21 protein-coding genes and 3 tRNA genes are annotated in these 21,569 nt (G+C 64.5%); 11 read left to right on the top strand and 13 right to left on the bottom strand.

What is annotated here, in order from left to right; all coding sequences use genetic code 11:
- Positions 1 to 85: 85 nt before the first annotated feature.
- A tRNA-Ile gene (locus QYM46_RS08900) sits at positions 86 to 162 on the top strand.
- A 620-nt stretch (positions 163 to 782) separates the two neighbouring features.
- Positions 783 to 1,274: a DUF3145 domain-containing protein gene (locus QYM46_RS08905; protein WP_432791728.1), complete on the top strand. Its 492-nt coding sequence runs from the start codon at positions 783 to 785 to the stop codon at positions 1,272 to 1,274.
- A gap of 331 nt (positions 1,275 to 1,605) precedes the next feature.
- Here QYM46_RS08905 and QYM46_RS08910 read toward each other — a convergent pair whose 3' ends face one another.
- The 6 genes from QYM46_RS08910 to aceE all read right to left on the bottom strand — a co-directional run bounded on the left by QYM46_RS08910 (position 1,606) and on the right by aceE (position 9,358).
- Positions 1,606 to 2,850: a beta-ketoacyl-[acyl-carrier-protein] synthase family protein gene (locus tag QYM46_RS08910; protein WP_432791619.1), complete on the bottom strand. Its 1,245-nt coding sequence runs from the start codon at positions 2,848 to 2,850 to the stop codon at positions 1,606 to 1,608.
- Positions 2,851 to 2,917: 67 nt separating this feature from the next.
- Positions 2,918 to 3,169, bottom strand: a complete 252-nt coding sequence (locus tag QYM46_RS08915) for an acyl carrier protein (RefSeq protein ID WP_025776743.1) — start codon at positions 3,167 to 3,169, stop codon at positions 2,918 to 2,920.
- A gap of 119 nt (positions 3,170 to 3,288) precedes the next feature.
- Positions 3,289 to 4,290, bottom strand: a complete 1,002-nt coding sequence (locus QYM46_RS08920) for a beta-ketoacyl-ACP synthase III (protein ID WP_169252191.1) — start codon at positions 4,288 to 4,290, stop codon at positions 3,289 to 3,291.
- Between the two features lie 18 nt (positions 4,291 to 4,308).
- Positions 4,309 to 5,214: an ACP S-malonyltransferase gene (locus QYM46_RS08925; protein ID WP_432791620.1), complete on the bottom strand. Its 906-nt coding sequence runs from the start codon at positions 5,212 to 5,214 to the stop codon at positions 4,309 to 4,311.
- Positions 5,215 to 5,269: 55 nt separating this feature from the next.
- Complete coding sequence (locus tag QYM46_RS08930) at positions 5,270 to 6,469, bottom strand: PucR family transcriptional regulator (RefSeq protein ID WP_169252193.1); 1,200 nt, start codon at positions 6,467 to 6,469, stop codon at positions 5,270 to 5,272.
- Between the two features lie 126 nt (positions 6,470 to 6,595).
- Positions 6,596 to 9,358, bottom strand: a complete 2,763-nt coding sequence (aceE, locus tag QYM46_RS08935; RefSeq protein ID WP_432791621.1) for a pyruvate dehydrogenase (acetyl-transferring), homodimeric type — start codon at positions 9,356 to 9,358, stop codon at positions 6,596 to 6,598.
- 293 nt (positions 9,359 to 9,651) lie between these two features.
- Between aceE and QYM46_RS08940 the strand changes: the two genes are divergently transcribed.
- From QYM46_RS08940 to QYM46_RS08950, 3 genes are all read left to right on the top strand, one after another.
- Positions 9,652 to 10,095 carry a DUF3052 domain-containing protein gene (locus QYM46_RS08940; RefSeq protein ID WP_169252195.1) on the top strand — a complete coding sequence of 148 codons (444 nt, stop codon included), beginning with the start codon at positions 9,652 to 9,654 and terminating at the stop codon, positions 10,093 to 10,095.
- Positions 10,092 to 10,559: a redoxin domain-containing protein gene (locus QYM46_RS08945; RefSeq protein WP_432791622.1), complete on the top strand. Its 468-nt coding sequence runs from the start codon at positions 10,092 to 10,094 to the stop codon at positions 10,557 to 10,559. Before QYM46_RS08940 ends, QYM46_RS08945 begins: the two co-directional genes overlap by 4 nt.
- Before the next feature lie 64 nt (positions 10,560 to 10,623).
- The gene (locus QYM46_RS08950; RefSeq protein ID WP_432791623.1) at positions 10,624 to 11,028 is read left to right on the top strand and encodes an HIT family protein; all 405 of its coding nucleotides are present in this window, start codon (positions 10,624 to 10,626) and stop codon (positions 11,026 to 11,028) included.
- A gap of 26 nt (positions 11,029 to 11,054) precedes the next feature.
- On the opposite strand, the gene QYM46_RS08955 is transcribed toward QYM46_RS08950, so the two are convergent.
- Both QYM46_RS08955 and QYM46_RS08960 read right to left on the bottom strand, forming a co-directional pair.
- Positions 11,055 to 11,819, bottom strand: coding sequence for a MerR family transcriptional regulator (locus QYM46_RS08955; protein WP_432791624.1), 765 nt, complete (start codon positions 11,817 to 11,819; stop codon positions 11,055 to 11,057).
- 71 nt (positions 11,820 to 11,890) lie between these two features.
- A complete protein-coding gene (locus QYM46_RS08960; protein ID WP_432791625.1) occupies positions 11,891 to 13,072 on the bottom strand; it encodes a trans-sulfuration enzyme family protein in 1,182 nt (393 codons plus the stop codon).
- 110 nt (positions 13,073 to 13,182) lie between these two features.
- Here QYM46_RS08960 and QYM46_RS08965 point away from each other — a divergent pair, with 110 nt between their 5' ends.
- Complete coding sequence (locus QYM46_RS08965) at positions 13,183 to 13,659, top strand: Lrp/AsnC family transcriptional regulator (RefSeq protein ID WP_432791626.1); 477 nt, start codon at positions 13,183 to 13,185, stop codon at positions 13,657 to 13,659.
- 17 nt (positions 13,660 to 13,676) lie between these two features.
- Positions 13,677 to 14,105 carry a DUF1801 domain-containing protein gene (locus QYM46_RS08970; RefSeq protein ID WP_432791627.1) on the top strand — a complete coding sequence of 143 codons (429 nt, stop codon included), beginning with the start codon at positions 13,677 to 13,679 and terminating at the stop codon, positions 14,103 to 14,105.
- Between the two features lie 26 nt (positions 14,106 to 14,131).
- Here QYM46_RS08970 and QYM46_RS08975 read toward each other — a convergent pair whose 3' ends face one another.
- On the bottom strand, positions 14,132 to 14,722 hold the full coding sequence (locus QYM46_RS08975; RefSeq protein WP_432791628.1) for a DUF2249 domain-containing protein: 591 nt from the start codon (positions 14,720 to 14,722) through the stop codon (positions 14,132 to 14,134).
- A gap of 123 nt (positions 14,723 to 14,845) precedes the next feature.
- Between QYM46_RS08975 and QYM46_RS08980 the strand changes: the two genes are divergently transcribed.
- Positions 14,846 to 15,013, top strand: a complete 168-nt coding sequence (locus QYM46_RS08980) for a hypothetical protein (RefSeq protein ID WP_432791629.1) — start codon at positions 14,846 to 14,848, stop codon at positions 15,011 to 15,013.
- 52 nt (positions 15,014 to 15,065) lie between these two features.
- Here QYM46_RS08980 and QYM46_RS08985 read toward each other — a convergent pair.
- Both QYM46_RS08985 and QYM46_RS08990 read right to left on the bottom strand, forming a co-directional pair.
- Positions 15,066 to 15,139: transfer RNA gene (locus QYM46_RS08985), tRNA-Val, on the bottom strand.
- 103 nt (positions 15,140 to 15,242) lie between these two features.
- Complete coding sequence (locus QYM46_RS08990) at positions 15,243 to 15,731, bottom strand: TetR family transcriptional regulator (RefSeq protein ID WP_432791630.1); 489 nt, start codon at positions 15,729 to 15,731, stop codon at positions 15,243 to 15,245.
- Between the two features lie 82 nt (positions 15,732 to 15,813).
- Between QYM46_RS08990 and QYM46_RS08995 the strand changes: the two genes are divergently transcribed.
- A tRNA-Pro gene (locus tag QYM46_RS08995) sits at positions 15,814 to 15,890 on the top strand.
- A gap of 252 nt (positions 15,891 to 16,142) precedes the next feature.
- On the opposite strand, the gene QYM46_RS09000 is transcribed toward QYM46_RS08995, so the two are convergent.
- Complete coding sequence (locus QYM46_RS09000) at positions 16,143 to 17,600, bottom strand: uracil-xanthine permease family protein (protein WP_432791631.1); 1,458 nt, start codon at positions 17,598 to 17,600, stop codon at positions 16,143 to 16,145.
- Positions 17,601 to 17,860: 260 nt separating this feature from the next.
- Here QYM46_RS09000 and bioB point away from each other — a divergent pair, with 260 nt between their 5' ends.
- Entirely contained in the window at positions 17,861 to 19,024 is a 1,164-nt protein-coding gene (gene bioB, locus QYM46_RS09005) for a biotin synthase BioB (protein WP_432791632.1), read from the top strand.
- Between the two features lie 14 nt (positions 19,025 to 19,038).
- Here bioB and QYM46_RS09010 read toward each other — a convergent pair whose 3' ends face one another.
- Positions 19,039 to 20,580: a fatty acyl-CoA synthetase gene (locus QYM46_RS09010; protein WP_432791633.1), complete on the bottom strand. Its 1,542-nt coding sequence runs from the start codon at positions 20,578 to 20,580 to the stop codon at positions 19,039 to 19,041.
- A gap of 128 nt (positions 20,581 to 20,708) precedes the next feature.
- On the opposite strand from QYM46_RS09010, the gene QYM46_RS09015 reads away from it, so the two are divergent.
- Positions 20,709 to 21,563, top strand: a complete 855-nt coding sequence (locus QYM46_RS09015) for a Nif3-like dinuclear metal center hexameric protein (RefSeq protein WP_432791634.1) — start codon at positions 20,709 to 20,711, stop codon at positions 21,561 to 21,563.
- Positions 21,564 to 21,569: the final 6 nt, after the last annotated feature.

The following is a 21,569-nucleotide window of genomic DNA, read 5'->3' on the forward strand; positions in this document are numbered from 1 at the left end:
GGATCCTCGGGACTGCGCTCGACCGATTGCGTGTGTCATCCGAATGGGGAAGCGGACTCCTATGGTGCTAATGTTGTCTCGGCTGGCCCCCGTAGCTCAGCTGGTTAGAGCAGGGAACTCATAATTCCTTGGCCGTCGGTTCAAGTCCGACCGGGGGCACCACGGACCATAGGCAGACCACTCTCCGCCCGGATCGCTTCTGATGCGCTCCTCGGCCTCGCGCTGTTCGGCCTCATCCTCGTCGAACAGCCGTGTGAAGGCTGCTTCCGCCTTCGGGTTCTCGGCGGAATGCTCCGCCCGCATATGCACAGTCTCTGCGCCGACCTCATATGAAGAGAACTCCACGACGAACTGGGGGCCGACTTCGGCAGCGACCAGTCGGGCGAGCCGGACGCCTTCCTCGGTGTAAGTGCGTTCAGCTGTCGCCGTCACCCATTCGAAATCGGAATCGAGCGAGTCATAGTAGGACCGTTCCCACGACTTCAGCTCCGCGACGAGCACGCCGGACAGCCCCGTGTCCTCGTAGTCGATCGGCATGCTGATCCACAGCACCGTATCTGCATAGTCGGGGAACATGCGGATGGTCCGGGGCGATGCATCCTCGGGCCTGTGAACGTCGGTCATGTTCCCACCGTAACGCCGATTGTCAGCCACCTGCAGACACCCGACGCCACCAGCACATTTGATGCTTGGCTGTGGGTCGGACATCGACTATCATGTGGTCAGCACCTCCTTTCGGATCGTAGGGGAAGACGTATCCGAGGTAGGAGGCAGAAATGGATATGACACAGGGCGTACTATTCGTCCACTCAGCACCTCGTGCGCTGTGCCCTCACATCGAATGGGCAGCGGGCGGGGCCATCGGCGCACAGGCACGCTTCGACTGGACACCCCAGCCGGCAGCGCCAGGTCTCGTGCGCGCAGAAGTCTGCTGGCGCGCGCCCGCAGGCTCTGGAGCCCGTATCGCGTCCGCACTGCGCGGCTGGGACTCGCTCCGCTACGAAGTCACCGAGGAGCCCTCGGCCGGAGTCGACGGTGGGCGGTGGAGTCACACACCCGATCTGGGGATCTACCACGCCGTGACCGATACCGCCGGCAATATCCTCGTCCCCGAAGACCGCATCCGCTCCGTGATGGAACGCGCGGCAGGCGATCCCGCGAAGTTCTCCTCGGAGATGGCGATGGCTCTCGGGGAAGCGTGGGACGAAGAACTCGACGCATTCCGTCACGCAGGTGAAGGCGCACCGGTGCGCTGGCTGACCAAGGTCGGCTGAGCCTCTCTTCGCCGCGCCGGGACCGTCGGCAGACGCGGTGATTCTGTTCGCCTGATTCTGTCGCTCGATTCTGCTCAATGGGCACACCTCCCTGCCTCGGGTGTGCCCATTTCGCATGCTCTCGTGCCTGCGCGCCTTATGAAGGAGGCTCTGCACAGACCACCTTCCTGGTTGCCCTAAGCAGATTGCTCCGCACAAACCACCTTCCCAAGCACAGACCTCGTCCTGCGCCCTAATGGAAACGACCCACTCTGAGTCGGAAAGCACAGTTTCAAAACCGTGCTTTCCGACTCAGAGTGGGCCGTAGAGCTGTCTGAGCCCGCGCAGAACCTCAGACGGAGCGGAATGCGACGACGGCGTTGTGACCGCCGAAGCCGAACGAGTTCGTGATCGCCGCGATATCGCCGGAAGGCAGATCCGCAGGAGTGTCACGGACGATGTTGATCCCCTTGACCTTCGGGTCGACCTCATCGATGTTGATGGTCGGGGGAGCGGTGCGAGTCTGCAGTGCCTTGACAGTGAGGATCGCCTCGACGGCACCGGTACCGCCGAGCAGGTGGCCGGTCATCGACTTCGTGGCCGAGACCAGGGCGTCGGAGACGTTGTCGCCGAGGAGCTCGCTGATGGCCAGCGATTCGGGGATGTCTCCGACCGGAGTCGACGTAGCGTGTGCGTTGACGTGCTTGATCTCGGAGGCGGTCAGCCCACCGGCGTCGAGCGCCTGCTGCATAGCGGCCAGGGCGTGCTTGCCTTCGGGCTCTCCGCCGGTGATGTGATAAGCATCGTTGGAGATTCCCCAGCTGGCCACCTCGGCGTAGATCTTCGCACCACGAGCCTTCGCATGCTCCTCGGTCTCGAGGATGAGCGTGCCCGCACCTTCGCCCATGACGAATCCGTCGCGGTCGACGTCGTAGGGACGCGAAGCGGTCTCGGGAGAATCGGTCCGACGTGACAGCGCCTGCATCGAATTGAACGCGGCAAGAGTGATCGGGTGGATCGCTGCCTCCGAACCACCGGCGATGATGATGTCGGCCTTGCCCGAAGCGAGAACGTCATAGGCGTGGCCGAGGCTCTCGGTCGATGAGGCGCAGGCGGACACCAGGGTCTGCACTCCGGCGCGAGCCGTGAATTCCATCCCGATGGCGGCCGCAGGTCCGTTGGGCATGAGCATGGGCACGGTCAGGGGCATGACCCGACGCGGGCCCTCCTCCTGAAGAGTGTCCCAGGCGTCGAGCAGAGTCCACACTCCGCCGATCCCGGTGGCCCAGGAGACGGCGGTGCGTTCCGGGTCGGTCTCCTCGAGGCCGGCGTCGGCCATGGCTTCACGAGCAGAGATGAGGGCGAACTGGCTCGACGGATCGAGGCGTTTGGCCTGGACCCTCTTGAGATTGTCGGGCACGACCTGTGGGTCGACCTGCGCGGCGAAGTCCACGGCGAGGCCGTACTTCTCCGACCAATCGTTGTCCATTGTGTGGACGCCGGACCGACCGGCCAGAATGGCTTCCCAAGTGGCATCGACAGTCGCGCCCAAGGGGGTTACCGCACCGATTCCGGTGACGACAACTTTAGATGTCATGGTACAAACCTCGTCGATAGTGTGGACACGGCCCGTCTGTGGACGGGCCGTGTTCGGCTGCTGTGTGTCAGGCTTCCTGAGCCTTGTTGATGTAGTCGACAGCGTCCTGAACGGTGACGAGATCCTTGACGTCGTCATCGGGGATCTTCACGCCGAACTTCTTCTCAGCGTTGACGACGATGGTCATCATCGAGATGGAGTCGATGTCGAGGTCATCGGTGAACGACTTGTCGGCTTCGACTGCTTCGACAGCCAGGCCGGTCTCTTCGTTGACGATCTCTGCGAGCCCAGCGAGGACTTCAGCTTCGGTGAATGCCATTTCTTTCCTACTTTCTGATTTCGGTCGAGGGTTTGTCGACCGTGTGAGGAACTTTTCGACGAGTGTCCCGCCGAATATCTTAGGACATTCACGGAGAGTTTTCCGTGAATGGGTGTGTCTCAGGGCAGGCGAACGACCTGAGCACCATAGACGAGTCCGGCGCCGAAGCCCATCTGCAGGGCGAGACCGCCGCTGAGCTCGGGCTGCTCGCGCAGGAGCCGCTCGGTGGCCAGCGGGATCGACGCCGCTGAGGTGTTCCCGTTGTCGGCGATATCACGTGCGATCACAACGGACTCGGGAAGCTTCAGCTGCTTGGCGAGTTCATCGATGATGCGCATATTCGCCTGGTGCGGGATGAATGCCGCAAGATCCTCGGCTTCGATTCCGGAAGCGGCGAGAGCCTCCTTGGCCACCTCGGCGCCGTCCCACACGGCCCAGCGGAAGACGGTCGGCCCGTCCTGGCGCAGGGTCGGGAAGGGCAGTTCGCGGTCGTCGCGGATATCGTAGAGCGAATCCGTCATCCGGATGGTCGACCAGTTCTCGCCCTTCGAACCCCACACCGTCTTCGAGATGCCGGGTTCGTCGGAGGAGGACACGACGACTGCACCGGCTCCGTCGCCGAGGATGAACGAGATTGAGCGGTCTTCGGGGTCGATGACCTCGGAGAGCTTCTCCGCACCGATGACGAGGACATTGTCGAGTGTGCCTGCCCGCACCAGAGCGTCGGCCTGGGAGATGCCGTAGCAGTAGCCGGCACAGGCAGCACTGATGTCCCACGCCGGGATCGGCCCGGTGCCCAAGCGCGCGGTCAGTGCCGCGGCCGCTGAGGGCGTGAAGTACTCGAAGGTGACCGTGGAGATGATGATCGCCCCGATCTCCTCGGGCTTGAGTCCGGCGGAGGCGATGGCCTCGAGCGCGGCCTCCTCGGACATGTCGAGGACGCCGACATCCTTGCTGGCACGACGGCGGGTGACGATGCCGGTGCGCTGACGGATCCATTCGTCGGACGAGTTGATGGGGCCGGCGATATCGTCATTGCTGACGAGGTTCTCCGCGCGGTAGGCACCGATTCCGGCAATGCGGGAGAAAGTGCCGAGTTCGGCAGTCTTGAGTGTAGGCATGGCGTCTTCTTTCGATTCTCAGGCGTGGGCTGCCGCGAACTCACGCGCGCCGTCGAGGTCGGCGGCCGATTTGATAGCGAAGGTCTCGACGCCCTTCATGGCGCGTCGAGCGATTCCGGTCAGGGTGCCACCGGGGACGAGTTCGATCATTCCGGTGACTCCGGAGTTCAGCAGCGTCTCCTGGCACTGATCCCAGCGCACGGGGTGCGTGACCTGCCTGACCAGACGGTCGACGTACTCGCGCCCGGTTTCGACGGCAGTTCCGTCGGAGTTGCTGAGGATCGATGCAGCGGGATCGGAGACCTCCATCGCCGAGGCGGCGGCAGCGAGTTCTGCGGTGGCGGCAGCCATGAACTCGGTATGGAAGGCACCGGCCACGGCCAGGGGAATGACCCGAGCGCGCTCGGGCGGATTCTCTGCCAGTGCCTCGAGCGCTTCGAGAGATCCGGCGGCCACGGTCTGACCTCCGCCGTTGACATTGGCGGGGCTCGCCCCGGCGGCCTCGATCGCGGCGAGAACGTCGTCGGGCTGGCCGCCGACCACAGCGGACATCCCGGTCGGAGTGGCGGCGGCAGCGGCGGCCATTCCATCGGCACGGACCTTGACGAAGCGCATGGCATCGGCAGGAGCGAAGATGCCGGCGATCTGCGCGGCGGCGATCTCTCCCACGGAGTGTCCGGCGACGATGGCAGGGCTGACACCGAGCTCGGCAGCGCAGGCGATGGCGGAAGCGACGAGCAGAGGCTGTGCCACCGCGGTGTCCTTGATCGTCTCGTCATCGGATTCGGTTCCGTGCAGACGCAGGTCGATCCCCGAGGCGGTCGAGAGTTCGTCGATCCGTGCCGAGAAAGCGTCGAGTTCGAGGAACGAACTCAGGAAACCGGTCTTCTGGGCTCCCTGGCCCGGACAGGTGATTGCAAGCACTCAGTTCTCTTTTCGTTGGGTTCCGTTGATCAATCTAATGGACTCGGGGCAGAGATCACTGCGATTTGTTGCTGGTCGACAATACGCCGTCCTCGGACAGTCGCCCATACACCAAGGCGATGTGGATGACGAAGGCATCACGTGAAGTAGTCGGGTCGAGTCCGATGGCGTCGGTGATCTTGCGCAGCCGGTAGCGCACGGTGTTCGGGTGCACTGACAGTGCCTTGGCCGTGGCCTCGAGTGATGACCCGAATTCGACATAGGCGCTCACGGTCTTCAGCAGCTGTCCGGTGCCCGAGGTCAGCGGTTCGTAATAGCGTTCGATGAGTTCGTTCAAGGCCATCCGGTCTCCGGACAGTGCACGTTCGGGCAGAAGGTCATCGGCTTTGACAGGGCGTGGGGAATCCGGGCGGGCGGTCGCGGCTTTGAGCGCCCGGATCGCCGCCTTCGCCGAGGTGGCAGCCTCGGCGAGGCCCGGCACTGCGGGCCCGACGATGACCTCGGAGGGTCCGAAGCAGTCAGAGAGGTCCTCGACGGCATCGTCGAGTTCTGTGACTCCGCCCAGGACGATGAGCAGCCGGTTGTCGTGGATGCCGACGAGGGCATCATCGGCCCACCGACTGGCCTTGCGGCGGATGCCGTCCAATCCCTTCTTCGCCGACCGCTGCGGGGCGCGGCCGACGATGACGCAGACGGGGCCCTCGGACTGCCAGCCGAAGGCCGCCGTGCGGCTGGCGAGCTCATCGACGGAGTCTCCGCGGACGAGGGCGTCGACGACCATCGCTTCGAGGCGGGCATCCCAGCTGCCGCGAGCCTCGGCGGCGCGGGCATACACGTCGGCGGCGGCGAACGCGATCTCACGGGAATAGACGAGCACGGCTTCGCGCAGGGCCGGCTGTTCGACCGGGCGAGCGATGTCCGGGACGCGCTCCTCGACGACCTCGACGACGATCTTGAGCAGCTGCAGGGTCTGCTGCAGGCTGATGGCACGGATGAGATCGCGTGGTGCTGTCTTGAAGATGTCGGAGACCACGCGCAGGTTCGTGTCGGGTTTGCGGTACCAGTCGACGAACGAGGAGATGCCGGACTGGGCCAGCAGGCCCACCCAGGAACGGTCGGACGACGACATCGAGCGGTACCAGGGCAGCTGCGCCTCCAGTCGCTGCAGAGTCACCGATGACAGGACACCCACTCCGGCACGCAGCCTGCGGGCGGTTTCGGCGCGACGGCGCAGGGTCTCGGCATCAGACATCATGAGCACGAGTTTAGACGAAAGAGAACAATCGGGTTGTCAGCGACATACAAACATTCGGAAAAGGCGACAAATATGGCCGGAGTCTTGGAGACTCCGGCCATATCAGCACTCAGGTGACCGACGAGATCAGGCGCCAGCCCCCTCGGTCGAACCCGAGCTGCCGGCACGGACATCGTGGAGCTGGTACTTCTCAGCCGCCTCGGCGGCCTTGTCGATCGAGATCTTTCCGGTGTCGGCCAGCGAGATGAGCGCCTGCGTGACCACGGACGGACCGTCGACGAGGTAGTAGCGACGTGCCGCGGGACGGGTGTCCGAGATTCCGTATCCGTCGGTGCCCAGCGAGGTGAAGTGGCTGGGCACGTACTGACGGATCTGATCGGGAACCGCGCGCATATAGTCCGAGGTGGCGATGACCGGGCCTTCGGTCTCGGCCATCTTCTCGGTCACGTACGGGATGCGCGGTTCAGACTGCGGGTTCTTCAGACGCTCGTTCTCGGCGTCGAGTCCGTCGCGGCGCAGCTCCGTCCACGAGGTGACCGACCACACATCGGCCGAGACGCCCCAGTCCTGATCGAGCAGCTCCTGCGCTTCGAGCACCCACGGCACACCGACGCCGGAGGCCATGAGCTGAACCTTCGGTCCGCCGTTGTCGGGTCCCTTCTTCAGCAGGTAGAGGCCCTTGAGCACGCCGTCGACGTCGAGGTCCTCCGGTTCAGCCGGCTGGACCATCGGCTCGTTGTACATCGTGATGTAGTAGAGCACGTCGGGGTCGCGCTCGTCGGCGGGATCGTACATCCGGTGGATGCCGTCCTTGACGATATGGGCGATCTCGTAGCTGTAGGCCGGGTCGTAGGAGACCACGGACGGGTACGTCGAGGCGAGCACATGGGAGTGCCCGTCGCCGTGCTGCAGGCCCTCTGCCACGAGGGTGGTGCGTCCCGCGGTGGCACCGAGGACGAAGCCGCGGGCCATCTGGTCACCGGCGGCCCAGAAGAAATCACCGGTGCGCTGGAAGCCGAACATCGAGTAGAAGATGTAGAACGGGATCATCGGCTCGCCGTGCGTGGCGTACGAGGTGCCGACGGCGGTCAGTGCCGCGGTCGCTCCGGCCTCGTTGATGCCGACGTGGAGCAGCTGACCGTCCGTGGCCTCCTTGTAGGCGAGGAACAGGTCGCGGTCGACGGAGATGTAGTTCTGCCCGTGCGGGTTGTAGATCTTGGCCGTCGGGAAGAACGAGTCCATGCCGAAGGTGCGAGCCTCATCGGGGATGATCGGCACGATGCGGTGACCGAATTCCTTCTCCCGCATGAGATCCTTGAGCACACGCACGAAGCCCATCGTGGTGGCGATCTCCTGCTTGCCGGAGCCGCGGCGACCGGCCTGGTAGGCCTTGTCGGAGGGCAGCTTGAGATCGATATGGGTCGAGCGCCGTTCGGGGGAGTAGCCGCCGAGCTCCGCACGACGCTCCTGCATGTACTTGATCTCGGGAGCATCGGCTCCCGGGTGGTAGTACGGGGGCAGTTTCGGGTTGTCCTCGAGCTCTTTGTCCGAGATCGGGATCTGGAAGTGGTCACGGGCGAGCTTGAGATCGTCGACCGTGAGCTTCTTCATCTGGTGTGTGGCGTTGCGGGCCTCGAAGTGAGGTCCGAGCGAGTAGCCCTTGACCGTCTTGACGAGGATGACGGTGGGCTGGCCGGTGTGCTCCATCGCGGCTTTGTAGGCGGCGAAGACCTTGCGGTAGTCGTGGCCGCCGCGCTTGAGGTTCCAGATCTGCTCATCGCTGTAGTCCTCGACCATCGCCTTCGTCCGCGGGTCCCGGCCGAAGAAGTTGTCGCGCACGAACCCGCCGGACTCACCCTTGTAGGTCTGGTAGTCGCCGTCGGGGGTGGCGTTCATCAGGTTGACGAGGGCACCGTCGCGGTCCTTGGCCAGCAGTGCGTCCCATTCGCGTCCCCAGACGACCTTGATGACGTTCCAGCCGGCACCGCGGAAGTACGACTCGAGCTCCTGCATGATCTTGCCGTTGCCGCGGACGGGTCCGTCGAGGCGCTGCAGGTTGCAGTTGATGACGAAGTTGAGGTTGTCGAGCTCTTCGAAGGCGGCGACGTGCAGCATGCCGCGGCTCTCGGGCTCGTCGAGCTCGCCGTCGCCGAGGAAGGCCCAGGTCTGCTGCTGCGACGTGTCCTTGATCCCCCGGTTGTGCAGGTACTTGTCGAACTGTGCCTGCGCGATCGCGTTCATCGGTCCCAGCCCCATCGACACCGTCGGGTGCTCCCAGAAGTCCGGCAGCTGGTGCGGGTGCGGGTAGGACGGCAGCCCCTGCGGCTTGCCGTCGATGAAGTGCGACTGCTGCTGACGGAACCCGTCTAGCTGCTCGGCGCTCATCCGGCCTTCGAGGTAGGCGCGGGCGTACATGCCGGGGGAGGCGTGCCCCTGGTAGAAGATGTGGTCGCCGCCGCCGGGATGGTCCTTGCCCCGGAAGAAGTGGTTGAGGCCGACCTCGTAGAGGGTCGCCGACGAGGCGTAGGTGGAGATGTGTCCGCCGACCTCGACGCCGGGGCGCTGGGCGCGGTGGACGAGCATGGCGGCATTCCAGCGGTTCCAGCGACGGTAGCGGCGCTCGACCTCTTCATCACCGGGGAACCAGGGTTCGTTCTCCGGGCCGATGGTATTGACGTAGTCGGTGGCGGTGAGGCTGGGCACGCCGATCTGCTTCTGGCGCGAGCGCTCGAGCATGCGCAGCATGACATAGCGAGCTCGCGTCCGACCGCCCTCGTCGATGAGGCCGTCGAGGGAGGCCAGCCATTCGGCGGTCTCCTCCGGGTCGATGTCGGGCACCTGGCTGGGCAGCCCGTTGAGGATGGGTCCGCCCTGATTCCGATTGTCCACGATGTGGTCCTCTCTTCAGCTCCACGATCTTCTTTGGTGTAGAGATCATGTCCATCGGATGGTGTGTGCTCCGCAGGTTGTCCGAGCCCAGGGGCCACCCAATACATCTGTCAGCCTAGTACTCCGAGCCGAACTTCGCGCTCCCGCGATGTTGTGATCTCTCTGACGCATCTGCCCGCCCGGCAGACATGGTCACCGTCCGGTGTGCTGATTGAGTGCTGTTTGGGTGCGCTTGCCGCGCGCGGGCGCGCCGATATTTGCACCTTGACCACTGTTGGCGGAAGAATACAGGCATGAGCAACTCCGCTTCTGAAAGGACATCCTCCACTTCGACCCTCGCAAACGAGCTGGGCCACAACCTCGGTTTGAACAAGGGCGACTACGTGCAAGAGGTCGGCTATGACGACGACGTCGATCAGGCGCTCTGCGAGGCGATCGAGAACATCATCGGAGACAAGATCGCCGATGGCGAAGAGGATGACGTCTACGACGTGATCCTCATGTGGTGGCGGTCGGACGACGATGATCTCATCGACGGCCTCGTCGACGCCCAGACCACATTGAAGGAGGGCGGAGTCGTGTGGCTGCTCAGCCCGAAGGCGAACCGTCCGGGACACATCAGCCCCGCCGAGATCTCCGAAGCGGCGCCCACCGCCGGAATGCACGTGACCTCCACGGTCAGTGCCGCCGATGACTGGGCCGGATTCCGGCTCGTGGGCAAGAAGAACTATTCATGATCCTGAGGCCCGGTGATCGGGCCCCGGATCTCACCCTCCCCGATCACCTCGGATCGGTCGTCACCCTCACCGAGGCGGACCCGCGTTCCGCGGTCGTGCTTGCATTCGTTCCGTTCGCCTTCTCTCCGATCTGCGGAGACGAACTCGCCGCCCTCGACCGGTGGCAAGAACGGATGCTGAAGGGCTCCCATGCCGTTGACGTCATCGTCGTGTCCGCGGACTCCAAATACACTTTGGCGGCGTGGGCCCGTCAGGCTGCAACCGACGTCACCTTGGCCTCGGATTTCTGGCCTCACGGTGAAGCGGCGCGTGCGTTCGGCGTCTTCGATGAGATCCACGGAGTCGCCGAACGAGGAGTCTTCGTCATCTCACCTGCGGGTACGATCGTCAGTGGCAGGCAAATTGCCCGCACCGAGACTCGGGACTTCTCCGAGGATTTCGCCGCGGCGCTTTCCAGCCTGTGAGAAACGAGCCACCACCGAAGCGCCGATCTCCGGCACCTTCGGCGACTGCTGAAAAGGACACCTTATGGCCACGCTGTTCACGAAGATCATCAACGGAGAGATCCCCGGCACGTTCGTCCATCAGGATGACACCTGCGTCGCACTCCTCGACGTCGCTCCGATGACGGAAGGTCACGTCATGGTCGTTCCGCGCGACGAGATCTCCCACTGGATCGACGCCGATGGGGAACTTCTCTCTCACCTCACCGCGGTGGCGAAGAGGATCGGCGAAGCCCAGAAGCAGGCTTTCGACTGCGAGCGCATCGGTCTTCTCATCGTCGGCTACGAAGTGCCCCACCTGCACATCCACGTCCTGCCGACGAATTCGATGGATGACTTCGACATCTCCGACCGCGCCCCGATGCAGACTCCGGAGCAGCTGGAGGCACCCGCCGACAAGATCCGGCAGGCACTCTCCGAACTGCCCTGAGTCGACGAGAGCCGACTCCGTGGGTGTCAGAGGCCGCGAGTCACGAGGTAGCGCTCGAGTGCGTCCCTGACGAGTTGGGCTCCGCCGGTGCCGCCGTAGTTCGCTGCGAACCGGGGGTCGTCGACGTACATCTGCCCGAGGCCGCGCACATACCCTGCGAGGTCTCCGTCGGGATCGTTCGCGGGTGTGCCCGGAACTGCTCGCAGCCATTCGACATGACGTCGAGCGAGGTCCTGGCAGCGGTCCGATTCAGGCCCGGCCCCCGCCTCGGCGGCGGCGATCCAATCCTCGGACAGAGCCGAGACGCGAGCCTTCCACTCCTGCTGCTCCTCCGGGGACTTACGGGACCACCATTCGTCCCCCCCCCGTCGATAGGCATCGGCACCCCAGCGCCTGGTCACTTCCTCCTTGTATTCGCGATGGTCGAAGCCATCGAACATCTCTTCAGCCATGAGCGGCTCACCTGCTTTCAGTCGGGTGATGGTGACGGTGACGGCGGCGAGCTGTCGGTCGAGCCGGTCTCTCTCGCGTCCGAGTGAGACCAGATGCTGCGACAGCGCCTCGACCGGATCGTCTCTCCGGTCGAGGACCTCGGCGATCGTCGTCAATGGCAGCCCCAACTCCTTGAGCAGCAGGATGCGCTGGAGACGCACCAGAGCCGCTTCGTCGTAGCAGCGATAGCCGTTGGCGGCGATGGAGGTCGGCGGCAGCAGACCGATGGCGTCATAGTGACGAAGGGTTCGGCTCGTCGTTCCCGTCAGCCGTGCGATTTCCTGAATGGACCAGTCCATGTCTGACAGCCTAGAAGTTGACGCAGCGTCAAGGTCAAGAGCCGATCGAGACGTTCGCGGAGTGAGCTCTGTCAGGCCGCTTCGCGGATGGTGTCGAGGGCCGTGAAGAGGTCTCGTGCGAGGTCGTCGACGTGTTCGAGCCCGACCGACAGGCGGACGAGTCCGTCCCCGGGCTTCGCGGTGGCCGCTACGGGCCGGTGGGTGAGTGAGGCCGGGTGCTGGATGAGCGTATCGGCACCGCCGAGCGAGACCGCGTGGACGATGAGGTCGCAGTGTTCGACGAAGGTCCGGGCCGCGTCGAATCCGCCGGCCAGTTCGATGGCGATCATCGCCCCGCCGCCGCGCATCTGCGAACCGACAAGCCCGCGCGGATCGGAGTCGGCGAAGCCGGGGTAGTGGACGCGGGCGATCTCCGGGCGCGTCTGGAGTCGGCGCGCGAGTTCGGCCGCGGTGTCTTGGGCCGCGCGCATCCGCACGGCGAGAGTCCGCAGCCCGCGGTGGAGGAGATAGGCGCCCATCGGGTGCAGGAGGGCTCCGGTGATGGCGCGCACCCGGCGCAGTCGCATGGCCCAGTCTGTATTCGTTGCGATGATTCCGCCCATCGCGTCTCCGTGACCGCCGAGGTATTTCGTGGCGCTGTGGAGCACGAGAGCGGCCCCGTGATCGATCGGCCGTTGGAGCACAGGGGTGCAGAAGGTGTTGTCGACCAGTACCGGCACGTCTCCCGCTGCCGCGACGACGGCGTCGATGTCGACGAGGTCGAGGCTGGGGTTCGCCGGTGTCTCGACGATGACGAGCCCGGTGTCTTCACGGATCGACTCGGCGATCCGGTCGTCTTCCGCCCAGGTCACTGAGGTGCCGAGCAGGCCGGACTCGAGCAGGTGGTCACTGCCCCCATAGAGGGGACGGACGGCGACGATATGGGGTGTCCCGGCGTCGACTGCGGCGAGGAGTGCGGCAGTCATGGCAGCCATTCCCGTGGCGAAGGCCACGGCTGATTCGGCGTTCTCCAATTCGGCGAGCGCGGATTCGAACCGTGCCACACCGGGCTGCCACAGACGTTGGTAGACAGGGGAATCTCCCTCTTTCAAGGGATGTCCGCCGGCAAGGCTCTCGTAGGAATCTCCGCCCGTGCGGACGTCATTGACCGGGTTGGTGGTGGAGAGGTCGATCGCGGGGACATGAACGCCTGACGCTGCGAGGCCGTCCATTCCGCCGTGGACCATGCGGGTCTCAGGGTGCATCGATGTCATAACCGCATTCAATACACTTCTCCCGGCAGACGCAATGATCCTGCAATCTCCTGCGAGGATCCGGGAATCTGGCAGGAGAGTCTGCGAAGAGATATGGAAGACTGTGACTCATGTCGCAGAATGTCTCACTCGATGCCAACGATCGTCGCCTCCTGCAGGAGCTCAACGCCGATGCTCGGGCCTCGGGCGCAGTCCTGGCCGCGGCCGTCGGGATCTCCGAATCGACGGTCTCCCTGCGCCTCAAACGACTGAGATCTCTCGGCGTCATCCGCGGATTCCATATCGATGTCGATCCGACAGCACTGGGCGTGGGCCTGCAGGCGCTCGTATCGATTCGCCTGGCCAAGCATGATCGCGCCGAGATCGATGCGTTCACTGCGGCCGCACCGAAGTTCCCGGGGGTGGTGCGGATGTACCATATGGCCGGAGCTGACGACTATCTGCTGCATATCGTCGCCACCGATGCTGCCGCTGTGCAGTCCTTCGTGCTCGACTATCTCACCCGGTATCCCGCTGTCGCGCATACCCGCACGAACCTCATCTATCGGGTCGAGGACGGCTCGGCATGGATCCCCGAGGAGCCCTGAACTGCCATACTGTCCTCATGGCAGAGAACAAGACCCAGCCGACCGATGTCGATGTCGCCGCGTACCTCGATGCCGTGACTCCGGAGAAGCGCAGGGAGGACGGAATCGCCCTCGACGCGATCTTCCGTGATGTCACCGGCGAAGAGCCCGTCATGTGGGGACCCTCGATCGTCGGCTACGGCCGGTACCACTACCGATCACCTGTGAACCCGCGCAGTCACGGTGAGTGGCCGGCGACGGGTTTCTCCCCGCGCAAGAGCCAGCTCTCGCTGTACGGGCTCAAAGACCTGCCGGAAGGGGCGAAGCTGCTCCCGCAGCTCGGGAAGTACACCGAGGGCGCCGGGTGCGTCTATGTGCGTCGCCTGGAGAACATCGACGAGGCGGTGCTGCGCAGGCTCATCGCGATCGCCGCTGCCCGGACGGATGATCCGGAACCGGGACGCTGATCACCGGTCGTGCGTCCAGCGCGAAATCAGCTGCGAGAGGTGATGCTCAGCCCCTGTTTGCGCTGATGGACCGAGAAGTACTGCAGTCCCGCCTCGGCGTCGGCCAGGAAACGACGGCGGGAGCGTCGGGGCAGCCATACGATCTGACCGGGGGACAGGTCGATCGTTCCCGTTTCGGTCTCGAGGGTGCCGGCACCAGCGAGGATGTGGATGAGGACGTCGAGAGACGGGCCGGTATGTTCGCGGATCTCCCCGCCCGGGGCCAGCACGATGACGTTCGCATCGAGGTCACGGTGCTGCGTCGGCAGCTGCCAGACGGACCCGGAATCCTCGACAGTCTCGCTGAGTTCGGCGACGTTGAGGACGACGCGAGGCGCAGGGGTGGACGCACGGCGGACGATGCGCACCCGGACCTCATCCTCGGTGCCCTCCAGCGGCTCCCACCCGACCGCCTCGGCGAACTCGCGGGCCAACTCCGCACGCAGACCCTCGGGCGGGTGGTCATTGATGAGGATCAGGCCGGTGCCGATCTCGAGTTCCTCATACGCGTTGATGATGAGCGGATGCCGCTCCGGCTTCGGTATGCTCCGGACGTCGATGACGGGTTCGTCTGCCACAGCCTGACCTCTCACTTTCCTCGCTGATTCCTCTTCGAAGCTATCACCACAGATCGAAAACGAGGCTACCCTGAGGCGAGGAGCAAGCCTCAGGGCTGCAGGCAACTCAGTAAGGAGTTCACGATGACCGATCAGGTGTCCGCACAGAACCTCGAGACCCTCAGCGCAGAGCTGTTGGAGAAGGCACGCGGGGCGCACAGCGGAAGGGCCGCCCGCCGGTGCCGCCTCGGCGAGTTTCGGGGCGGCGGACTCGGACCTGCGTGGATCGGACCTGCCGATCTGGGCTGGTGAGTTGGGTCGGAACACGGAAAAGGCACCCCGTGAACACGAGATGCCTTGACGGTGGGCCCAGAGGGACTCGAACCCCCGACCCTCTCGGTGTAAACGAGATGCTCTAGCCAACTGAGCTATAGGCCCCACCTGCGTCGTCGACGACTGCGACGGCGCCTGATCAGTATGCCACATCCCGAGGTGAGCGGCGAAACGGGATCGACGGCGATGAGTGTGCCGGTCAAGGCGGTCACCGTGAAGATCGCAGCAGGAGTGAGGCATTGGCGGCGAAATTCTCTGCCGCATCGGCGGGGTCGATCGCGAAGAGTCTGCGGTTCTGCTCGACGGCCACGGCGCCGAGCGTGAGCGTGAGGATTCCGTGAGAGAGTTCGGCACCCAGCCGATCGGCCGCCAAGGCTTCAGGCGTGACGTCCGCCGGTGCGATCGAATAGCCGAGCAGCACGATCTCGGCTCCGTCACGGTATTTCAGCAGCACCTCGCGCAGAGACATGGCTGCGGCGAGTGGATCCGCGACGACGGGACTGAGGGCATCGACTTCGGCCTTGAGGCGTCGGGAGATGAGGATGAGAAGGGACTGCTTGTCCTTGACGTGCCAGTACAGCGCCGAGGGCTGAACCTCGAGTTCACGGGCGAGTCGGCGCATGGACAGATCGCCGAGACCGTAGTGCGACAGGATGGTCAGAGCAGTGGTGGTGATGCTTTCGGCTGTCAGTGCCAATGAGACATACCTTTCATTCTTCCGAAGTGGACCGTCCCGATTTTTCAGATCGCGTTCCCATCGCTATAGTAGTTCCTGGTCACGGGATATAGCGCAGCTTGGTAGCGCGCCTCGTTCGGGACGAGGAGGTCGTGGGTTCGAATCCCGCTATCCCGACCATGGGAGAGTGCCGCATCATCGCTCAGGCGAGGTTGCGGCACTTCTGCATTCCCGGCCCGTTGAGTGCCTGACTCCGGCGGGCTTGAAACCATTTCGCGTTCCAGCCATCAGGATGCGAACTCAGGTCTGGGACGCGAAGTGACGAAAGCCCGCACCAGATGGGGTCCGAGCGTACGAAAATTGGGGCCGGTTCAATCGGGTTCTGAACAGGTACTCGAGTTTGAACCCGATGACTGGTCCAGAACTCGATGATCAGTCTGATGTCCGCGGAGTCTGCGGGTCCACGGTGCCTGAATCCGCATCGATGGAGCCGACCGGCTTCGTGCGGCTAGGTGAGTCGGAGCGGCCGGCCGCCTCGGCGAAATTCTCCGCGACGCGGTCGGGATCCGTGCCTCGCCACCGGGCGATGGCCTTCATGACCTGATAGACGATGATCGCCGAGGCGGTGCCCAAGGCGATGCCTTCGAACTGGAGTCCGCCCGGGGTCCAGGTGAAATTCGCGATCGCGACGATGAGCGAGACCGCAGCGGTGTTGAGGTTGATCGGATTGGAGAAGTCGACCTTGTTCTCCACCCAGATGCGCACTCCCAGCATGCCGATCATTCCGTAGAGAACCGTCGCCGCTCCGCCGAGGACGCCGGGTGGGATGGTGGCGATGATCTCGCCGAACTTCGGCAGCATGCTGAGGACGAGGGCGATGATCGCTGCGCACAGGTAGGCGGCGGTGGAGTAGATGCGGGTGGCGGCCATGACTCCGATGTTCTCGGCATAGGTCGTCGTTCCCGAACCGCCGCCGGATCCGGCGAGGATGGTCGAGAACCCATCGGCGAAGAGCGTGCGACCGGTCAGTCGGTCGAGGTCGCGGCCGGTCATTGCGGCGACCGACTTCACATGACCGATGTTCTCTGCGATGAGAACGAGGACGACGGGCAGGAAGAGGCCCAGGTAGCCCAGGTCGAAGGCAGGGGCATGGAACGCGGGCAGTCCCACCCAGTCGGCTTTCGTGACGGTGGAGAAGTCGAGCTCGCCCTGCAGCCATGCCGCGCCGTAGCCGACGAGCACGCCGATGAGGATGGACAGCCGTCCGAGCATGCCGCGGAATGCCACCGTGGTCAGCAGAATTGCGATGATCGTGATCACAGCCGTCAGAGGAGCGGCCTTGACCCAGTCCCAGGCGGCCGGTGCCAGGTTGAGGCCGATGAGTGCGACGATGGCGCCGGTGACCACGGGAGGCATCGTCACCTCGATCCACCGGACGCCGACGACATGGACGACGAGTCCGACCAGCGCCAGAGTCACCCCGACGGAGATGATTCCACCCTGAGCCAAGGCCATGGCATGAGGCTCGAGGTCGTCTCCCGATGTCGCCGAGAACCCCGTGACCGCACCGATCGGGGCGAGCAGTCCGAACGACGACCCGAGGTAGGAGGGCATCATGCCCTTCGTGATGAGCAGGAAGAGCAGAGTGCCGATGGCGGTGAAGAACAGCGTCGTCGACGGCGGGAAGCCGGTGAGCAGCGGAACGAGGAATGTCGCACCGAACATCGCCACGACGTGCTGGGCGCCGATGCTGATGGTCCGCGGCCAGCTCAGACGCTCCTCGGGCAGAACCCTCTCACCGGGAGCGATCGTCCGCCCGTCACCGTGCAGACGCCAGCCGCGGCGACTGCGTGTTCCGGTACGAGTGTCCGTCTGTGTCGAATCCGCCATTGTGCTCCTCGTTCCGATCGTGCTGCTTCTTGGCCGCTGGCCGGCCGGCGGACAGCAATCCGTGCCGGCGAGAGAAGTCTATGCGCCTGGTTGCTGTCTCGCCGAGTCGTCGGCCGCTGAACGCGTTTCAGGACGGTGCCCCCGGAACCTGATGCAGAGACAGGGATCACGGTTCTGATACCGGATTGAACAGTGTTCAGGAGACGTGACCTGGACTGACAGGGATCCACTTCAATCGCACGGAGACGAAGGACCAATCGATGACGCCTGTGAGCACCGACCAGCTTGTGAACCCAGACCAGCTCGCCGAGTCCATCCTCAACGGGGGAGAGATCACCGAAGCCGAGGCACTTGCGCTTCTGTCGACGCCGGATGAGGACGTCTTCGGACTCGTCCACGCGGGATCGCAGCTGCGCCGACGCCACTTCGGCATGACGATCAAGCTCAACTACCTCGTCAACCTCAAATCGGGCATGTGTCCTGAGAGCTGCACCTACTGCTCTCAGTCGCTGGGCTCGACGGCGGAGATCTTCAAGTACTCGTGGCTGAGCACCGACGAGGCCATGGATCAGGCGAGCATGGGCATCGGCGGGGGAGCCTCCCGAGTCTGTCTCGTCGCCAGCGGTCGCGGCCCCAGCCGTCGCGACGTCAACCGAGTCGGAGAGATCGTCGAACGGCTCAAGGACGAGAATCCGGAAGTCGAAGTCTGCGCCTGCCTGGGCATCCTCAGAGAAGGGCAGGCCGAATCGCTCAAGGAAGCCGGAGCCGACGCCTACAACCACAACATCAACACCGCCGAGTCCTTCCATGACACCATCGTCAAGACCCACACCTATGAGGACCGGGCGAACACCGTCGAGCTGGCCAAGACCGCCGGACTCTCACCCTGCAGCGGCCTCATCGTCGGACTCGGCGAAAGCGACGAGCAGATCATCGAAGCGCTCTTCGCGCTCAAGGCCCTCGGCTCCGACTCGATTCCGATCAACTTCCTCGTCCCCTTCGACGGCACCCCACTCGAGGGGCAGTGGAACCTCACCCCGATGCAGTGCATGAAGATCGTCGCGACGGCCCGATTCGTCTGCCCCGACCGAGAGATCCGTCTGGCCGGCGGCCGCGAAATCCACCTCAGGTCGCTGCAGCCGATGGCTCTGCAGCTGGCCAATTCGATCTTCCTCGGCGACTACCTCACCGCCGAGGGCCAAGCCGCCGCCGATGACCTCGCGATGATCCGCGACAACGGATTCACCATCCTCGGCCAGGAGACCGGGGAAGGAGGGGATGCCCGAACGGACGAATCCGCTGGAGGATGTGGTGGGGCAGCCGGCTGCTGTTCCGATTCGCAGACCACCGCCGAGGCGGCCACCCACACCGATCCCGTCATCCGCAGGCGCGGTGCAGGCACCGCTGAAGTCGCCAACGCCTGAGGGGCCGCATGCCCTCAGGCTTGGCGCAGGCTGCGCTTGAGGATCTTCCCCGCCGAGTTCTTCGGCAGTTCGGCCACGAACTCCACCCGCTTGGGCACCTTGAATCCGGCCAAACGCGACTTGACGTGGCCAGTGACTTCCTCGGCCGACAGTGACGGCTGGCCGTCCTTGAGGACGACGAAGGCGGCGACCGCCTCGATCCACTTCTCATCGGCGATCCCGACCACAGCCACCTCGGCGACCTGGGGCAGTTCGAAGATCGCGTCCTCGACCTGGCGGCTGGCGACCAGCACACCGCCCGTGTTGATCACGTCCTTGACTCGGTCGACGACCTCGACGAAGCCCTCCTCGTCGACCTTGACGAGGTCCCCGGAATGGAACCAGCCGTTGTCGAACGCCTCGGCGGTGGCTTCCGGGAGGTTCCAATAGCCTTCGCACAGCTGCGGCGACCGGTAAAGGATCTCGCCCTCCTCGCCGGGGCCGACGTCGTCACCGCCGGCGTCGACGACACGGGTCTCGACGAACAGGACCGGGCGACCGGCCGAACCCGGATGATCGTCGTGCTCTTCGGGACGCAGCACAGTGCACAGGGGCCCGAGCTCGGACTGGCCGAAACAGTTGTAGAAGCCCAGCTGCGGAAGCCGCCGGCGCAGGCGCTCGAGGATCGGCCCGGGCATGACCGACGCACCGTAGTAGGCCTTGTGGAGGCTGTCGAGGTTGCGGGTTTCGAGGTCGGGGCTGTTGGCCAGCGCTACCCAGACGGTGGGAGCGGCGAAGAACGAATTGATCTGGCGTTCCTCGAAGATGGCGAGCAGCTGCTCGGGCACGGGTGCAGGGACGATGATGTTGTGCGCGCCGATCGACAGCAGCGGCAGCAGGAAGACGTGCATCTGCGCAGAGTGATAGAGCGGCAGGGCATGGACGGCGCGATCCGTCGCTGCGAAGTCAAGGGACATGAGGGACGACAGGTACTCGTGCAGAAGTGCACGATGCGTCATCACCGCCCCTTTCGGCGCCGAGGTGGTACCGGAGGTGTAGAGCAGCTGAGCCACGTCAGCGTCGTCGACGGTGAACTCGGCACTGTCGGCAGGAGCGATCTCCTCCGCGGTGGCGACCGGAACGAGATCGGCGAAGTCGATCACCTGCGCCTCGGCCCCGGTCGGCGTTGCGGTGACAGCGGACATGAGATCGGCGTCGGCGAAGACGATCTGGGCACCGGAATTGCTGAGGATGTAGTCGAGTTCGTCGTTCTTGAGCTGATAGTTGACCGGCACATGGATGAACCCGGCACGGGCGCAGCCGAGATAGAGGAGGACGAAGAGATCGGAGTTCTTCCCATAGGCGGCGACCCGGTCGCCCTTCGTCGCACCGAGACGGACGAGTTCGCGGGCCACCGCGGTCACGGCGGCGTCGAGCTCAGCATAGGTCCAGGTTCGGTCGCCGAACTCGATGGCGGTGTCGGTGGGGAAGCGACCAGCGCTGCGTCGGATGAGGTCCGAGACCGTGGACGAGTTTCTGATGACGGGTGATTCGGAGGTGGTGCCTGTAGTTGTCATGGCCCCAATATATGATCTGAATCACGTTCTCGGAAAATTATCCGCTGATCTCTTCGCCGTCCTCGGGGTGTTCCCAATCGCCGCCTTCCGGGCCATGATCACCGCCCCCGATGTAATAGTGTGGGGGCATGAGACATCCGAAGGTGAGTGACTGCGTTGAGGTCTTCGACTCGCTGTGGCCGCCGGCCCTGGCCGAGCCCTGGGACTCCGTAGGACTGGCCGTCGGCGACCCGGATTCCGAGGTCCGGTCGATCCTGCTGGCTCTTGATCCGATGGACGCAGTCATCGCCGAGGCCGTCGTCCTCGGTGCGGATCTGGTGTTCAACCATCATCCGCTCATGCTCAAGCCCGTGAAGTCGGTGAATGCCGCCACGCTCAAGGGCGGAGCGGTGCACACCCTCATCAGCAACGATATTGCTCTGTTCAATGCGCACACGAATGCCGATTCGGCCCGTGGCGGAGTCTCCGATGTGCTCATCTCACTCATGGGCATCGAGGATGCGCAGCCCCTGGCCGCACACGACACCGCTGGCGGATCGGATGCTGACTCATCGCCGACGGGGATCGGCCGCGTCGGGGACCTCGACGAACCCACTCCGGTCCGCGACCTTGCCAGACGACTCGCGTCTCGGCTGCCGCGCACCACGACCGGTGTGCGCATCGCCGGCGACCCGGCGGCGCAGGTGACCCGCGTCGCGGTCTGCGGCGGCGCCGGCGACTCGCTGTTCGATGAGGTCCGGGCCAGCGGCGCCGACGTCTACGTAACCGCAGACCTCCGCCATCATCCGGCCACCGAGGCTCTCGACACGGCGAACCGTCGGGAGGACGGACTTTCGCTCATCGACGTTTCTCATTGGGCTTCGGAGACGGTCTGGCTGACTGCGGCAGCCGAGGCACTCGAGACCGAATTCGCCCGTCGCGGATTCAGTGTTTCGCTGCAGCACTCAGCGGTCAACACCGACCCCTGGGTCGAACGGTACTGACAAGGA

Origin of the sequence: Brevibacterium sp. K11IcPPYGO002, from assembly GCF_050920635.1 — a bacterium.
Lineage (GTDB): Bacteria > Actinomycetota > Actinomycetes > Actinomycetales > Brevibacteriaceae > Brevibacterium.

Coding starts and splice junctions, on each gene's coding strand:
- QYM46_RS08950 (WP_432791623.1), top strand. CDS start 10,624: ATGGCCACGCTGTTCACGAAGATCATCAACGGAGAGATCCCCGGCACG.
- QYM46_RS08970 (WP_432791627.1), top strand. CDS start 13,677: ATGGCAGAGAACAAGACCCAGCCGACCGATGTCGATGTCGCCGCGTAC.
- QYM46_RS08940 (WP_169252195.1), top strand. CDS start 9,652: ATGAGCAACTCCGCTTCTGAAAGGACATCCTCCACTTCGACCCTCGCA.
- bioB (WP_432791632.1), top strand. CDS start 17,861: ATGACGCCTGTGAGCACCGACCAGCTTGTGAACCCAGACCAGCTCGCC.
- QYM46_RS08915 (WP_025776743.1), bottom strand. CDS start 3,169: ATGGCATTCACCGAAGCTGAAGTCCTCGCTGGGCTCGCAGAGATCGTC.
- QYM46_RS08955 (WP_432791624.1), bottom strand. CDS start 11,819: ATGGACTGGTCCATTCAGGAAATCGCACGGCTGACGGGAACGACGAGC.
- QYM46_RS09015 (WP_432791634.1), top strand. CDS start 20,709: ATGAGACATCCGAAGGTGAGTGACTGCGTTGAGGTCTTCGACTCGCTG.
- QYM46_RS08960 (WP_432791625.1), bottom strand. CDS start 13,072: ATGACATCGATGCACCCTGAGACCCGCATGGTCCACGGCGGAATGGAC.
- QYM46_RS08930 (WP_169252193.1), bottom strand. CDS start 6,469: ATGATGTCTGATGCCGAGACCCTGCGCCGTCGCGCCGAAACCGCCCGC.
- QYM46_RS08965 (WP_432791626.1), top strand. CDS start 13,183: ATGTCGCAGAATGTCTCACTCGATGCCAACGATCGTCGCCTCCTGCAG.
- QYM46_RS09010 (WP_432791633.1), bottom strand. CDS start 20,580: ATGACAACTACAGGCACCACCTCCGAATCACCCGTCATCAGAAACTCG.
- QYM46_RS08910 (WP_432791619.1), bottom strand. CDS start 2,850: ATGACATCTAAAGTTGTCGTCACCGGAATCGGTGCGGTAACCCCCTTG.
- QYM46_RS08920 (WP_169252191.1), bottom strand. CDS start 4,290: ATGCCTACACTCAAGACTGCCGAACTCGGCACTTTCTCCCGCATTGCC.
- QYM46_RS09000 (WP_432791631.1), bottom strand. CDS start 17,600: ATGGCGGATTCGACACAGACGGACACTCGTACCGGAACACGCAGTCGC.
- QYM46_RS08905 (WP_432791728.1), top strand. CDS start 783: ATGACACAGGGCGTACTATTCGTCCACTCAGCACCTCGTGCGCTGTGC.
- QYM46_RS08945 (WP_432791622.1), top strand. CDS start 10,092: ATGATCCTGAGGCCCGGTGATCGGGCCCCGGATCTCACCCTCCCCGAT.
- QYM46_RS08980 (WP_432791629.1), top strand. CDS start 14,846: ATGACCGATCAGGTGTCCGCACAGAACCTCGAGACCCTCAGCGCAGAG.